11 protein-coding genes are annotated in these 14,751 nt (G+C 70.0%); 1 reads left to right on the top strand and 10 read right to left on the bottom strand.

Going from position 1 to position 14,751, the window contains the following annotated elements:
• Positions 1–216: 216 nt before the first annotated feature.
• The 6 genes from ENSA7_RS38025 to ENSA7_RS38000 are packed head-to-tail and all read right to left on the bottom strand — an operon-like array spanning position 217 to position 5,728.
• The gene (locus ENSA7_RS38025) at positions 217–612 is read right to left on the bottom strand and encodes a response regulator (protein ID WP_106094324.1); all 396 of its coding nucleotides are present in this window, start codon (positions 610–612) and stop codon (positions 217–219) included.
• Positions 609–1,916, bottom strand: coding sequence for a CheR family methyltransferase (locus tag ENSA7_RS38020; RefSeq protein WP_106094323.1), 1,308 nt, complete (start codon positions 1,914–1,916; stop codon positions 609–611). Before ENSA7_RS38020 ends, ENSA7_RS38025 begins: the two co-directional genes overlap by 4 nt.
• Positions 1,913–2,950, bottom strand: coding sequence for a chemotaxis protein CheB (locus ENSA7_RS38015; RefSeq protein ID WP_106094322.1), 1,038 nt, complete (start codon positions 2,948–2,950; stop codon positions 1,913–1,915). The genes ENSA7_RS38020 and ENSA7_RS38015 overlap by 4 nt, the downstream gene beginning before the upstream one ends.
• Entirely contained in the window at positions 2,947–4,896 is a 1,950-nt protein-coding gene (locus tag ENSA7_RS38010; protein ID WP_106094321.1) for a hybrid sensor histidine kinase/response regulator, read from the bottom strand. The genes ENSA7_RS38015 and ENSA7_RS38010 overlap by 4 nt, the downstream gene beginning before the upstream one ends.
• On the bottom strand, positions 4,893–5,246 hold the full coding sequence (locus ENSA7_RS38005; protein WP_106094320.1) for a hypothetical protein: 354 nt from the start codon (positions 5,244–5,246) through the stop codon (positions 4,893–4,895). The genes ENSA7_RS38010 and ENSA7_RS38005 overlap by 4 nt, the downstream gene beginning before the upstream one ends.
• Positions 5,246–5,728, bottom strand: a complete 483-nt coding sequence (locus ENSA7_RS38000; RefSeq protein ID WP_181234503.1) for a chemotaxis protein CheW — start codon at positions 5,726–5,728, stop codon at positions 5,246–5,248. Before ENSA7_RS38000 ends, ENSA7_RS38005 begins: the two co-directional genes overlap by 1 nt.
• 622 nt (positions 5,729–6,350) lie before the next feature.
• Here ENSA7_RS38000 and ENSA7_RS37995 point away from each other — a divergent pair.
• Positions 6,351–7,145 (top strand): catalase family protein, encoded by a 795-nt coding sequence (locus ENSA7_RS37995; RefSeq protein WP_106094318.1) that lies wholly within the window; start codon positions 6,351–6,353, stop codon positions 7,143–7,145.
• Between the two features lie 334 nt (positions 7,146–7,479).
• Here the strand turns inward: ENSA7_RS37995 and ENSA7_RS37990 are convergent, their stop codons facing one another.
• From ENSA7_RS37990 to ENSA7_RS44640, 4 genes are all read right to left on the bottom strand, one after another.
• Positions 7,480–9,414, bottom strand: a complete 1,935-nt coding sequence (locus tag ENSA7_RS37990) for a methyl-accepting chemotaxis protein (protein WP_181234502.1) — start codon at positions 9,412–9,414, stop codon at positions 7,480–7,482.
• Positions 9,415–9,515: 101 nt separating this feature from the next.
• Positions 9,516–10,793: a ferritin-like domain-containing protein gene (locus ENSA7_RS37985; protein ID WP_181234501.1), complete on the bottom strand. Its 1,278-nt coding sequence runs from the start codon at positions 10,791–10,793 to the stop codon at positions 9,516–9,518.
• A 98-nt stretch (positions 10,794–10,891) separates the two neighbouring features.
• Positions 10,892–11,851, bottom strand: a complete 960-nt coding sequence (gene fmt / locus ENSA7_RS37980; protein WP_244924046.1) for a methionyl-tRNA formyltransferase — start codon at positions 11,849–11,851, stop codon at positions 10,892–10,894.
• Complete coding sequence (locus tag ENSA7_RS44640) at positions 11,848–14,529, bottom strand: DUF4388 domain-containing protein (protein WP_181234500.1); 2,682 nt, start codon at positions 14,527–14,529, stop codon at positions 11,848–11,850. Before ENSA7_RS44640 ends, fmt begins: the two co-directional genes overlap by 4 nt.
• Positions 14,530–14,751: the final 222 nt, after the last annotated feature.

Here is a 14,751-nt window from a genome sequence, read left to right as displayed (position 1 = left end):
TGGTCTGTTTACGACAGGGAGAGTCGGACGTCGGCGATGGCTCGAGGTCGCGACCTGGCACGTTTGACAGTGTCCGTGGCTGCGAAGACATGGTCATCATTGCGATCACGCTACCAGGTTCGTCGTTTGGTGCTCGAACAGCTGACAGCTACGCAAATATGGCGCGCGCGAAACCGCGCGCCATGGCCCCGCGACCACCCATCGATCCGAATACGATCAGCGGGGGCGGACCGCGAGCTCGCGCTCGAGCACGGCGATCAGCTCGCCACAGTCTGGGGTCTTTTGGGCGCCACCGTCGGCCCCGCAGGCGAGGACCGTCGCGGCCAGCTCCTCCTGCGATCGATCACTAAACAACAGCACAATACAGGCATGCGTGCTGCGACGTCGGACCAGGCGCAGGAGCTCGGGGCCATCGAGCACGGGCATCTCGATATCCACGACCAACACATCAGGCTCGAATTCCTCGAGCATGCGCTTGCAGTCGAGCGGCGCGTCGGTCGTGGCAACCCGATAACCACGCCCTTCGAGGGCGTCTCGGATAATGTCGAGGACCAGCAGGCTGTCGTCGACGACGAGAATGGTCGCGCCTGAGGCAAGCGTGGCGTTGGTCATGGAGTGGGGTCCAGACGAGAGCGTAGCAACGCATCACTCGAATTGCGCTGGTGCGCGAGTTCGAGCGCCTCGACCCGCCAGCTCGGAAGCGCCCCAAGCAGCGTGTCGGTGCCCTCGAGTGGCGTCGTGTCGGACAGTTGCAGGCTTCGCTCCAGCTCGAGCCAGCACCGTCGCGCGGCCGGCCAGCAGCCGCGCCGTTCGTAGGTCAACGCGGCGAACAAGATCGCGGGCCACAGCTGCGGGGCCAGCAACCGTGCCCGGCGAAGCGCCTCGCTGGCGGCTTGAAACCGGCTCAACGCGTAGTTGGCCAGGCCGGCCCAAAAGTGGGCTTCTACGAGCAGAGGCTCGCGCTCGATCAGCGCCGCGACTGTCTGCAAGGCAAGCTCGTACTGCCCGGTCTGGACCGCCGCGCCCGCGCGCTCGAGCGGGCCAACAGCTCGGACCGGTGCGGGGGCCTCGGCGATGACCTGTTTGACGATCGGGGTGGCGATCGGGGTGGCGATCGGGGTGGCGATCGGGGTGACGACGACGGGGGCGAGCTCGGCGCGCGGGAGCTCAGACCGCAGCGGCGGGCTCTCGCCGAACATGAGGTCTCCGCCGCCGAGCACCAGCTGTCCCGCTGGCAGCAGCCGCTCGCGCAAGCGGGCGACCACGGAGTTCGCTCGGCCACGATCGAAGTAGATCAACACGTTGCGGCAGCAGATCAGATCAAAGCGCCGGGTCGGCGGCGGATCACACAGGTTGTGGACCGCGAACTCGACCATGTCTCTCAGGCGGGCGTCGATCACCCAGCGGCGCTTGACCCCTTCACCCTCGACTTGGAGATACCGCTGCAGCGCCGCCGGCAGCTCGCGCAGGCTCCACTGTGCGTAGCGCCCCGCCTGCGCCTGCTCGATCGCCACGGCGTCGACGTCGGTCGCGAGCACGCGCACGGGCAGCTCGAACTCGGCCGCGAGCATCGCCAGGGTCCAGGCTTCTTCGCCTCGCGCACAGCCGGCGCACCACACCTCGAGCACGCGCTCGGGCCCCTGGGCATGCCGCGCGCGCAACAGCTCAACTACCGTGTCGAGCTGACTGGGGTCGCGGTGAAACCAGCTGTGGCCAACGGTGACAGCGTGGATCAGGCGGGCGCGCTCGTCGTCGAGGCTTCGTCGCACGCGCTCGAGCAGCGCGGCCTCATCGAGATCCAGCAGCGCGACTCGATCTTCGATGTGGCGAGCCAGCGCTGCCGTCAGGCCACCGCGGCTGGGGTCGAGCCCATACTCGACCCGCAGCAGCTCGACGAGCGATGCCTGTGCGCTCAATCGGACCTCCGCACCTGCGTTCGCTCTCGAACCCAGCGAACCAGCGCGTCGTCAATTGCGTGGGTCTCGAGCACCTCGAGCGCCGAGGGCAGCGCGGCCCGGGGCATGCCCCACACTGCCGCGCTCGCGCGGTGCTGCACGATCGTCAGCTTTTCGGCCGCGAGCATGGCCGCGAGCCCCACGCTCCCATCGTGGCCGAGCCCGCTGAGCACGACCCCAGCATGTGCGCCGGGACCCGCGGCGAGTGAGGACAGCAGCACATCGACGTTGGGGCACAGCAGCGGGCTCACGGCTGGCCGGCGAGCCCGCAGCGCGCCCGCCTCCAGGACCAGATCGGCGCCGCCAGGAGGCAGCACGATCACGCCCGGCGTGGGCACGATCGGGTCGTGGGCGACGAGCACCTCGAACTTAACCTGCCCGCGCACCAGACGGGCAAAGGCCGAGCCGAAGTCGGCCGGCAGGTGATGGGCGACGGCGATCGCCGCGGGCAGATCGTACGGCAGCGCGGCGAGCACCTCGAACAAGGCTTGAGGTCCGCCCGCGGACGAGCCGAATCCAATGATCGGCGTGATGTGTCGCTCAGCCGCGATCGGGGTCGGCCACGTCGACCCGATCACTCGATCCGGGTCCGCGGGCGCGACCGGACCCACGGCGACCGCCGCCAGCCGCCGCACGCTCGCGCGCAACGCCGCGCTCGCCTCGTCGTCCCGACCCTGGATCTTGTTGACCAGCTCGAGAGCCCCGCGCGCGGTCGCGGCCACGGCGAGATCGCGGGCCTTGGCGTCGAGCCCGGTGACCACGATGATCGGCCGCGGATCCGCGCTCATGATCGCTTCGATCAGCGCCAGCCCGTTCATGCCAGGCATGTTGAGATCGACCGTGACCACGTCTGGCCTGGCGTTGGCGAGCTTGGCCAGCGCGGTCCGGCCGTTGTGGGCGGCGCCGACGACCCGAATGTCGCCGTCGGCCTCGAGCTGCTCTGTCAGCACCTGACAGCAGATCGCGGAGTCGTCGACGATGAACACCCGGATCATCGGGGCACCTCGACGAAGCGCCCCACGACCTCGAGCATGTGTTGCTCGCGGAAGTCCGACTTGACCAGGTACGCGTCGGCGCCGAGCATGGTCGCGCGCTCGCGGTCCGCCGCGGATCCCCGGGTGGTGACCATGATGACCGGCAGCTCGGAGTCGCGCTGGCGGAGTCGCTCGAGCAGCTCGAAGCCGTCCATGTTTGGCATCTCCACGTCTGAGAGCACGAGCTCGACGGTACGGCGGCCGAGCAGCTCGAGCGCCTGAACGCCGTCGCTGGCCGTGCAAACTTCCAGGTTGGCCGCGGTCAGGAGCTCGACCATCAGCTCGCGCACGATCGCAGAGTCGTCGACGACCAGCACTCGCGCGCGCCGCCGCGGCTGGGCCCGGCGCTCGCGCGTGTCGGTTCGAAGTCGCTGGCCAAGCAGGGTCGCGGGCTCGAGCAGCAGCACCAGGCGGCCGTCGTCCATCACCGCGCTCGCGTTCGCTGGGCCGACGTTCGCCAGCAGCGAGCCCAATGGCCGGCGAAACAGCTGGAACTCGCCGAGCACTGGGGGGCTCGCCAGCGCGTAGCCACGACCGGCGTGGCGGCAGCAGATCGCCACGCGGTTCTCGACGAGGTTGGCGTCGTCGAGCCCCAGCAACTGCGCGAGCGAGACCAGCGGGAGGTGCTCGCCATCGACCACGATCGTGGGGCTCTCGCCCGCGGCCTGGCGCTGGCTCAGCGCGACCACCCGGCCGACCCGTCGCGAGGGCACGCCCCACAGCGCCCGCCCGAACCCGATCACCACCACCGTCTCGCGGCTGATCGTCGCCGGCACCCGCAGCTCACAGCGAGCACCCCGGCCAACGGTCGAGGTCAGCGAGACCTCGCCGCCCAGACCTTCGATCGCGCGGCGCACCGCGTGCAGGCCGATCCCGCGGCCCGACAGCTCGCTGACCGTCTTGCTGGTCGAGAACCCGGTCGTGAACAGCAGCGCCAGCAGCTCGTCGGGGCCGGCCGCCTGCGCCTCGGCTTCGCTCAGCAGCCCGCGCTCGCGCGCCTGCTGACGGACCTGCTCGACGTCGACGCCGCGGCCGTCGTCGACGACCGCGAGCACGACCTCGGGTCCGTCCGATCGCGCGATGATCTCCAGGGTCGCCTGGCTGGGCTTGTGGCCGCGCTCGGTGCTGGGTTCGATGCCATGGTCGACCGCGTTGCGGATCAGGTGCATGAGCGGCTCTTGCAGGCGCTCGAGCAACGAGCGCTCGAGCTGCGCGCCGCCAGCATCGATCGTGACCCGCAGCGGCTTGCCGAGCTGCCGGCCAAGCTCGCGGGCGTGGTCCGAGAGGCTGTCGAGGGCCGGCTCGACCGGAACCAGCCGCAGGCTCCAGGCCAGCTCGGTCAGCTCGGCGAGCTGCTGGCGCAACTCGGGATCGAGCCCGCCCGAGCGCTCGCCGTTGGTCCCGCTCGCGTGGCCACCCACGCGCAAGACCTCGAGCCGCTCGCACAGCTCCTCGACCAGATCCACGCGGATCTGCGAGAACGCGGCCGGTGTCGCGGGCCGCGAGCTGACCGGCGGCGGGCTTGGCTCGATCGCGCTGGCGAGCACGTGCCCGCTCAACAGCGCGAGCCCCCGCTCGAGCGCTCGCTCGGCCTCGGCATCTTCGACCAGGGCTGCGTGCAGCCGCTCGTGGACCAGCTCAACCGCCGCGCGGACATGCACGAGGCTGTGCCCGCCGCCATCATCTACGAGGTGATCCTCGATCGCGTGGGCCAGGGCGGCGAGCGACGTCAGGCCCAGCATCCTGGCTTCACCCTTGAGCGTATGCAGCGGGGCCCGCAGCGGCTCCACCACCAGCGGGTCGAGCGTGTCTGCGCTCGCCAGCGCGTCGCTGATCTCGACGATGCGTGCCAGCGAACCTGTACGAAACCGGGCGAGCAGCGCCTCGCGTCGGTCGGCGCGGGTCACTGGACGGGCTCCCCGTGCCCGACGAGCTCGCTTGGATCGCAGATCAAGCTCAGACCTTCAGGCAGCTCGACGACGCCGACGATGCCGACGAGGCGGGGGTCGAGGCGCAGCAAGTCGGACAACGCCAGGGGCGTGACGTGCTCGACGAAGTGCATCGTTGCGGGCACATCGACCGCGCCGCCGCCCTGCAGCCGAAGCGTTCGTCGCGGCTGGTCGGTCGTCCGCGCGGTGGTCTGGCCGTAGAGCAGATCGGCGAGCCAGGGCGTGGCCTGGTCGGCGCCCAGCTCGATCGACGTGATCACGGCGTCGGGGATCGCCAGGCCGGCACCCGCGAGCACCAGCAGCCGCATCAGCGCACGCTCCGGTGCATGCTCGCCCACGCTTCGAGGTCCAAGACCGGGATCACGTCCGTGTCGAGGTCGCGCTCGAGCTCGAGCTCGAGCTCACCCCGGCAGGGCACGCCGCGCTCGACCAACCATCGCGTGGCATGGACCGGCTTGATCGCGTCGACGCTCGCGCGCCGCACCTCGAGCACGCGGTCGATCGTGATCACCACGACGTCGTCGTCGACGCGCAGGACCGCGTTGCGACCGCGGGTGTTGGGAGCCTCGAGCGCCGGCAGGCGCAGCGCGGGTGCGAGGTCCAACACGCCGATCGCCCGCCCGCGCCACGCCAGCGCGCCGGGCAACAGCGGCCGCGTATTGGGGATCCGCACCCACTCCCGCGGGCCGAGGATCTCCAGCACCGCGAGCGCCTCGACGGCGACGTGATGCGCCCCGAGTGCGACGGGCATCAGCGCGATCGAGCCCTGCTGTTGCGATGATGCCGTCACGATCGGGGTATGTCCGTGCACCTCGCGAACGAGCGGGGCAAACCAGCCACTGGTGAAGATTGTCCTCTAGTCGAGGGAAAGATGCGCGCTCCAGGATCCTGTTCCGCATTATTTGCGCTCACGCGCCAGCTGCCGACAGGGGGATGACTGGATCCGCGACGAACGCGCGTCGGCGGGGGTGTCACATCCCGGGCGGATAGGGCTCGGGTACCTCTCGGGCATGTCGGCGAGATCCCGAGCCCGGCGATCATGCCGATCTGTCGCAGCTCCTGGGCGAGGAGCTCGTCGCTCGCGTGCTCGGTCGGCATCGTAGGTGAGACGATAGAGACTCGACGCGGCGACTGAAACCGCAGCGTGTGCGGACGCGGGAGCTCGGCTGCGACGAAGTTTCGGGGTCCGCGACGGCGGCGGGCAGGGCAGCCGGGGTCAGAGTCGTACTGCGCGTCGCGTCGGTCTCCGCTGCGGTCGCCGCCGGGTGCCGCGTGGCGCTCGCATCGGCGAATGAACGCGTTGTTCTATTGCCGGCGCCGGTGCCACTGCCATTCTCACACATATAACAGCTCATGAACACGCTCGGAGGCAGACGCGCGAATGTGCGGAATGCCGACAAAGGAGAGTCGCCATGTCGAAACAAAACACGATACCCGTAAACCGGCCCAAACGACTTGGCGAACTGCTGGGTCTGTGGACCGGGGCCGCGATCGCGCCGATCTTCGCCGTCGGCAGCCTGCTTCGTCGGGTGCGGATGTTTCACCCGCGCGGCGTCTACTTTCGCGCCAAGGTCGAGGCCGTCAAGGATCTCGACCCGCCCTTCGACGAGATCGCCCAGGGCTTGGCCCAGGACGACGCGCTCGTGCGCCTGTCGGCCGGGCTCTATCGCTCGGATCGCGGCGAGCTCCCCGACGTGCTCGGGTTCGCGGTTCGCTTCAACGTCGCCCCGGACTCCGACTACATGGCCCAGGAGAGCTCGCAAGACCTGCTGTTGGTGACCTCGAAGTCCGTGCTGATGCTCCCGATCGCTCCATTTCGTACCAACCAGCGCGACTTCTTGGCCAATGTCTACCACGGAATGGCGAAATTCGAGATCGCGGATCAACCGGACATGCGGCTGCGGCTCGTGCCCCTGAGCCAGTCCGAAAACTCCAGCGAGGGGCGCTTTACCAAGATCAGCGAGGCCGTCGCCAGCGGTGATGTCGTGTTTCAGCTCGAGGCCGCCGCGCAGCCCCGGAGCAAGCAGTGGTTTCCGCTCGTGCGAATCTATCTGCAGGAAGAGGTGACGGTCGACGATCGCTGCACCGCGTTCTGGCCGTTCCGTACCGGGCAGAACATTCGGCCCCAGGGGTTCGTGCAGTACCTGCGGCCGATCCCCTACCTGTCGAGCCAGTGGGCGCGGCGGCTGTTCCGTCGCGGGGAGTGACCCTGGCGCTGTAGCGGCTCGTCCACGTCACCACGCTCGAGTTGCGCGCGCTCCCGAGCCCACACCAAGGCCCGCGGAGACACCGCGCGCTTCGGTTCTGGCTTCGCCCTCGCCATCCTCGACAGAGTACCTCGGTTCGCGCCCGCGACCTCGGTCTTGCCGGTTTAGGCTCAGCTTGACCGCAGACGCGGCGCACCCTCCCCCCAAACCTACCAACTAGGCGACGAGAGCGCCTGTGCCGGAGGTTCGGGTCATCCTCGATTGCTTGGGGGCAAGGTCTGGTGGCCCGAGGTCGACGCGCGCGCTCGTCGGACATGGCGACGAAGGCTTCGGATCAAGAGTCGAGCACGTCGTCGTCGAGCCGGAACCGGCTCGTGAGTCGCTCGAGCGCCGTCGCGTGGACGCGCAGCCCCTCGGCCGCGGCGCGGGTCTGCGAGGTCGCGGCCGCGGCCGCGTTGACTGTCTGAGCGACGGCGACCATGCCCCCCGACGCCTCCTCGGTGCCGATGCTCTGCTCGCGGGTGACCTTCGAGATCGCGCGCGCCGCCTCGGCGGTACCCTGGACCAGCGCACGACTGGCCTGCGTGGCTTCGAGCGCGCCCGCGCCCGCGCCTTGGATCTGGGTGATGCGACCCCGCACGTCGTCGACGGTCCCGGTCACGCGCTCGGCAAGTCGGCGCATCTCGGTGGCGACCAACGCGAACCCGCGCCCCGCCTCACCGACGCGGACCGCCTCGAGCGAACCATTGAGCGCGAGCAGATCGCTGCGATCGGCGATCTCGCGGATCAGCCCCAGCAGGTCACCAATGCTCGACACCTGGCGGTCGAGCTCGCTGCTCTTCTCGACGAGCGCGTCGGTGGTCTCGTAGGCCTGCTCGGCGTTGCTCAGCACGATCCCAGCCGAGCGGGCGATGTCGTCCGCCGCCGCGGCCAGGTTGCTGACGCTCGCGCTGACTTGGCGGACAGACGCGGCCTGTTCTTGCGCGGCCTCGTCTTGCTGAACGGTGAGCGCCTGGATCTCCATGGCCGCGGAGGCGAGCTCCAGCGAGGTCTCGCGGATCCGCGCGACGACCTCGTTGAGCTGGGCGAGCATGGCCCGAAACGCGTCTTGAAGATCGCCCGGCTGCTCGATGCGAACCCGCAGGTCGCCCGTTGCGACGGTGGTCGCCGCGGTCGCCAGCTCGTCGAATACATCCAGGACTTTGTTGAAGTTCGCGACGAGCTCGCCAAGCTCGTCGTCGTGCAGGGCCCCAAGCCGTCGAAACGAGCGGACCTTGCCGTCGGTTGCCAAGCTTCGTGCAGCCTCGGCGACCCGCGCGAGCGGCAGGCTCGTCAGCCTCGCCAGCGCCCAGTGGCCGACAGCTCCGGGGATCGGCGTGGCTGCCAGGAATACCACGACCAACAGCACGACCAGGGGGAGCTGCTCATCGACGACACGCGTGCCGTAGACCCAGCGCCCATCAGCCAGCGGTGCGGCGGCCAGGACCAGGGACTGCGATCGGTCGATCGCTACCCTTGCTGGCTCGCCCAATTCGCCCGGTGCGAGCGCGTTGGTGAGCTGCGTTGGCAGCTCGGCGGCGGTCACGAGCGCGAGGCTGTCCAGGTCTCCCGATGGGTCTCGGCCGGCGTCGACTCGAGCGGCAGCCAACGCCACATCACCGCGCAGTGTTGCGGTGGTCTCGGCGCGCAATCCATCGGACCAGACCATCAGGCCGAGCCCGAGCATGCAGACGACCACGCCCCACGACAGCGCCATTCCGATCACGACCTGACGACCAATGAACGAGCCCGGCATCCGCTCGACGAGGATCTGTCGCTCGCGCAGCTGGGCGGTGAGCTCGAGCCGAAGCTTGAGCAGCAAGTAGGCAAACAGTGGGTGAATGATCGCCGCGATGATCGGAACCAGCCCGCCGACGAACAGCCCCGCGCCCAGCAGATCCAGCCCGCCCAAGCCCTGCCGACCCGCGATGATCGCCAGCGACATGCAGGCCGCCCACCCGGCGACGTAGCCGCCGATGAACCTGCGCCCAACCGTGCCCAGCGAGCGATCGGCCTGGCGAAGCTCAGCCTCACCGAGCGCGGTGGGATCGTGCTGCCACGCGCGGACGGGTCTGAGGACCATGAACAGGTCGGCGGCCCAGGTCAGCGCACGGCCGGCCATGAGGCCCAGGAAGATCGGCAGCGAGACCAGATCGATCACCCCGACGACAAATGTGATCTGGATCGAGACCAATAGGTCCAGACCGCCGATGATCGCGATCGAACGCACGAGGATGTTGTTACTCGCATCCATTAGCGCTGATTCTACGATAACGTGGGGAGGCGGTCGCACTTCATGCGACTCTATTGGTCCGCTCTCAACATGAGCCGTTAGGCCGTACAACCGAGCACGTCGACCGGCGGCGTTTTGCTTGGCGGCTGAACCAGGAGCTGAGCGGCGAGGCGGTCGACCACGCGGCGGCGGCCGAGCGCCCACAGCTGCGCTCGCTTGCCATCTTTGAGGAGCCCGTGGGCGTCGAGATCGATGTCGACATCGAGCCGGATCGGATCACTCGCGCGGGCGAAGGTGGCGGCCGCGAGCGGACGCAGCTCCGGGTAGCGGCGCAGCAACCACGCGAGCAGCATCCAGGCGTGCTCGGCGTGGCGGGCCTCGTCTTCGGCGATCGTGGCCAGGGTCGAGGCGATCGCAGGGTCGGAGCAGGCGGCGGCCATATGCTCGAGCTCGAGGGCCGAGAGCGTCTCGCCCACGCACCCGCCTTGGATCGTGTGCTCGACCAGCTGCGCTACCGAGGTTGGCGAGCTTGTTGGCGGGATCGTGGGCATCACGACCGCGGGGTTGCGGGTGCGGGCGATCGCCCAGGCCAGATGTGCGTGGCGGCGCTCGTCGCTGGCGAAGCTGCGCGCGTCGTCGGCGAAGGGAGCCGGGGCAGCGAGCGCGTCGAGGTGATTGGCGAGCGCCTCGAACACGTCGGCCGAGGCGGCCTCGCAAGCCGCGATCCGGGCCCACGCCGACGCGGCGACGAGCGCCGGATCGGGCATGGTCTTGGGCGTCGGTTGGGGTGACGGATCCTCGAATCCAGCCGCAAAGATCGCGCGGCCGAGGCCGCTGCACTCTAGATCCGCGCCGATCCGCTGACCCTCGTGTTCATAATTGCAGGGGTACTCCATCTCGTCGGGCCAGCAGGACCCGCCTTCCGCGCAATACCAGTCGGTGATGTAGCCGACGCCTCCGCAGTGGACGGTACACGTCATATCGTCCGGGCAGGGATCGCACAGCGCGCAGTGAAAATATGCCTCGCGGCACACTTCGCGATCAGCGAAGAGCAGGTCGCAGTCGGCTCCGACGCAGGCGCAGCCTTTTACAGACTCACATCCGCCAACGGCCCACCGATAGCCCAAGACCGTGATGCAGTCTCCAGATCCAGCGGCGTCGATCTGCGCGAAGCAAATCTCGGGGTCGGGCTCGGGAAACAGGTCGCCCGGTGAGATGCCCTCGTCTTCGCTGTCACTGCCCTGCTCTGCGCCGTCCTCGTCGGGGATGTTGGGGGGTGCACACGCGGACCCCCACGAGGCGATCGCGGCGAGCAAGGCCCACTCCAGCCGTGCGCGCCGGGTCTCCATTCGGGTCAACGCGCCGCTGTCGAGCATATCCTGCCACGCTAGCATGAGCGCGGGTCGGTGTGGCGTGGTCATGCAGGATCCACGTTCTGTGGAATCGCAGCACGCCCGCGTCGTCGCGGCGCAGTTCAGCCGTGCACGCCAAGCCGCTCGTGCTCCGCGAACGGGTGCCCAGCCGCATACTCGCGCGCGGACATGCGTCGCTTCCCCGGCGCCTGCAGCTGACCAATACGCACGACCCCATCACCACAGCAAACATGCACCCCGTCATCGTCCACCCCGAGCACGGTCCCAGCCGCGACGGCGCGCTCCGGCCGCGGCCAGCGGCTAAGCCCGGCAGCGAACAGCTTGATCTGCGCCCCCCCGTGCGAACTAAACGCAGCCGGCCAGGGATCCATGCCGCGCACATGGTTCACCACCTGCACGGCGTCGCGACCCCAGTCGACCTGCCCCTCTGACTTCTCGAGCTTGGCCGCGTGCAAGACCTCGCCGTCGAGCTCGGACTGGTCCTGCGGCGGCGGCACGCTGGGAAACTCGAGCAGGAACTCATCGAGCAGCTCGCCGCCGAGCACCGCGAGCCGCTCGAACAATTCACCCGAGGTCTCCTCGACCCCGATCGGCGTGGCGCGCATGCGATAGACCGGCCCAGTGTCGCAGCCGATGTCCATCCGCATGATCGCAACGCCCGTTTGCAAATCACCAGCCAGCACCGCGCGCTGGATCGGCGCGGCGCCACGCCAGCGGGGCAACAGCGAGGCGTGGACGTTGACGCAGCCGTGCTTGGGCAGCTCGAGCACGTCGGCGCCCAGGATCCGGCCATACGCGGTCACCACGATCAGCTCGGGCGCGTAGGGCTCGAGCAGCGCGCGAAGCTTGCCTTTGCGGACCTTCGTCGGCTGCAGCACGGGGACCCCGAGCGTGGCGGCCTCGACCTTGACGGCGGGCGGCTTGAGCTTGCGCCCGCGGCCCGACGGGCGATCGGGCTGGGTGACGACGGCGACGAGCTCACAGCGACGCGCGACCGCCTGCAGCGAAGACACAGCGAACTCTGGCGAGCCCATGAACACTGTCCGCAGTCGCTCGCTCATATGCCTTCTCCGAGGTGTGCCAGGTAGGCCGAGCGCATCGAGTCGTCGGCCAAGATGTCTCGGGCTTCCTCGATCGCGGCGCGCAGCTCACGAAGCTCCCGCGCGTGGCGACGGCAGCTGTCGTGCTCGAGCGCGTCGTCCGAGAAGGTCGCGCTGAGCTCGAGGTGGGCCTGGCGGACCTCGCTGCGCGAGGCGTCGCGGCCGATCCCCAGCAGATCGAAGTAGTCGGCCTCCCGGGCCAGGCGCAGGCGCTCGAGGATCCGATCGCTGTCGACCTGGGCGGGATCCCGATCGCTTCGCGCCTGCGGCTCGGGCTGCTCGCGGAGATCCACGAAGCCCGCGAGATCCAGCGTGAACAGCAGCGCAAACAGAGCCTGCTCATCCGCGCCGTCGGCGAGCAGCGCCGCGACGCCGTGGCGACCATCAAAGCGGCGCAGCCACGACTCTTCCTCGGGGAGCAGTCGAAAGCTCTCGCCGATCTCCATGATCAGGCTGTCGAGCTCGTCGGGCGTATCGCCGCCCACGCGCAGCCGGGGCACCAGCGGCCCGCGACCGCCGACGCGACGGGTCAAACGATCCTCGAGGTCACTGGCGTCACACCGGTAGCGCACGCCGTCGAGGATCAGCGCCGCCATCGGGACCTCGAGCTGGATCGGCTCATCCGTGCGATCGCCCGGCTCGGTGCTCCAGGTGCCGTCAAACCAGATGAAGGTCGCGTCGATGACCCGGGCGAGGTGGTCGCGCAGCTGCACGTCGAGCTCGCGGGCCTTGAGAAAGCCGGCGTCGACCAACAGCTGACCGGCGCGGCGTGGCTCCTTGGCCGCGAGCCGCCGCGCGGTCTCGTACTGCGGACGCGTGAGCACCCCGCGACGCAGCAGCCCGTCAACCAGGCGATCGCTGGTGGCCGTGCTGCGGGCGAACACGGCCTCGCCGTCGTGCAGCCACAGCTGCTTCTCGACCCGCGCCCGGTTGAGGCGGAGCTTGCCGGTGAAGCGCTGATCGTGCAGCGCCCACAGCACGGTGGCGACGTCGACGTCGGCGCTGAGCGTGCCCGACTCGCGGAGGCTGGGATCGATGCGGAGGCTCGGCGTCGAGCTGCTCGGGGGCGCGGCGCGGCCACGGGTGGCGCGTGGGCGGGCCCGCGCGGGGCTTGGCTCGACGTCGCGCAGGGGACCGCGGTCGCGGCCGGCCTCGTGTCGTCGGGCGCTGCTGTCCGCGCCCGGCGACGCGTCGGGATCGGAGCCGACGCCGGGTCCGTGGGCGGGCTCGCGGCGCGGTGGCGGACGACCCAGGCGGGAGGTTGGACGCGCTGCGTCGCGGCTGTCCTCGAGCTCGCCGCGGCGCGAGTCCACGCCGCCCTCGCGACCGGTCCAGCTCTCGGAGCTGCGCCGCCGCGTGGTCGCGCTGCTGCGCTCGCGCCGGATCATCGTGGACTCGCTCGGGTCGAAGTCGTCCTCTGGCCACGGGCTGTCGCGCCCGCGCGGATCGAAGCGCGAGGTGTGGTCGGCTGGGTCCCGCCCGGTCCGCGCGGGCTCGGTGCGCACGGGCTCGGTGCGCACGAAGTCGCGGTCGGGCCGACGACCCAGCAAGACCGCGCTCGCGCGGGGGGTGTCGGGCCGCTCGAGCCCGCGCCGGAGCGGACCTTCGTGCTCGGGTCGCGCCCACGCGCGGGTGCGCTGGCCCTCGCTCTCCGAGCCCGCGTCGCTGCCCGAGGCGGGCGGATACCTGGGCTCGTCTCGCCAGCTGTGGCGCACGGATCCCGTGTCGTCCTCGGCGTCGAGGGGCCGCCGATCACGGGCGACCTGATCCGTGGTCTCGCGCCGCGTGGGTCGGGGGCGCTCGATGGCGCGGCCGCGGCCATAGCCGTCGCTGGGCGGTCCGTCGTCGACGAGCGCCGGGAAGGTCAGGCCATCGCCGCGCACACGGACGCGATCATGGTCGCGGGTGTGGTCGCGCGTGCGACCGCGGGTGTGGTCCCGGTCGCCGCCGACAAGTGGATCACTGTCGAGCATGGCGTCGCTCGGTGGATCGACGTTGGGGATCCGGTCGAGGCCCATCTCGGCCAGCTCGGGATCGGAGCGCGGGTCGTCGGAGCGCAGCGAAGCCTGCAGGCGATCGAGGGTCCGGTGCAGCTCCCCGAGCGCCGCGCCGCGCGGGCGGGCGTCGCGATCGCGATCGCGATCCCGGTCGCGATCCCGGTCGCGATCCCGATCGCGATCCCGGTCCCGGTCCCGATCGCGGTCCCGATCCCGATCCCGATCCTGGTCTTCGCTGGCGCGAGACGGCTCCCGGCCGTGGGCTCGGGAGTCTCGCGCGGGCGGCCGGACAAACTGGGCGAGGGCGTCGTGCAGCTCGGCCTCGGTCGCCGGTTCTTCGACGAAGTGGTCCGCGCCGATGTCCAGCACGTCCGCCAGATCGCGTAGGTTGCCGCCGAGCCGACCGTAGAGCACCACGGGGATCGAGGCGCCCGCTCGGGTTCGCCGCAGCCCCGCGAGGACCACGTCGGCGTCGAGGTCTCCGATACACGCGATGATCGCCGCGGGCGGCGAGCTGACCCGCACGCGCCGGTTGAGCTCACGCGGGGCGCACAGCACCACGCCGTAGCCGCTCGCGGCGATCAGGTCGGCGAGCTGCCGGCGTCCCGCCGGGTCGCCGACGATCAGGATCTCCGGCGTCACGCGACCGGACATTACCAAAGCGAGCACCCTGCACCCAGTGGGTGTGGCACTCGATTGCCGGACGGCCGTGAGCGGCCGCCCCCACCCCGTTCCCCGCGCGGAGCGCGGCCCAAGCTCGCGCGCCGCTGGGTTTGCGCGCTCGGGGTCGCAGGCGGCCCGCCGTCCAGCACGAACGGCGCGAGCCTCCAGCGAGGGGCAACGATATGAACAGGCGGACCGGGA

This window comes from Enhygromyxa salina (assembly GCF_002994635.1).
Classification (GTDB): domain Bacteria; phylum Myxococcota_A; class Polyangia; order Nannocystales; family Nannocystaceae; genus Plesiocystis; species Plesiocystis salina_B.
The sequence above is the reverse complement of the archived record's forward strand: the minus strand, read 5'-3'. Positions and strand labels throughout refer to the sequence as shown.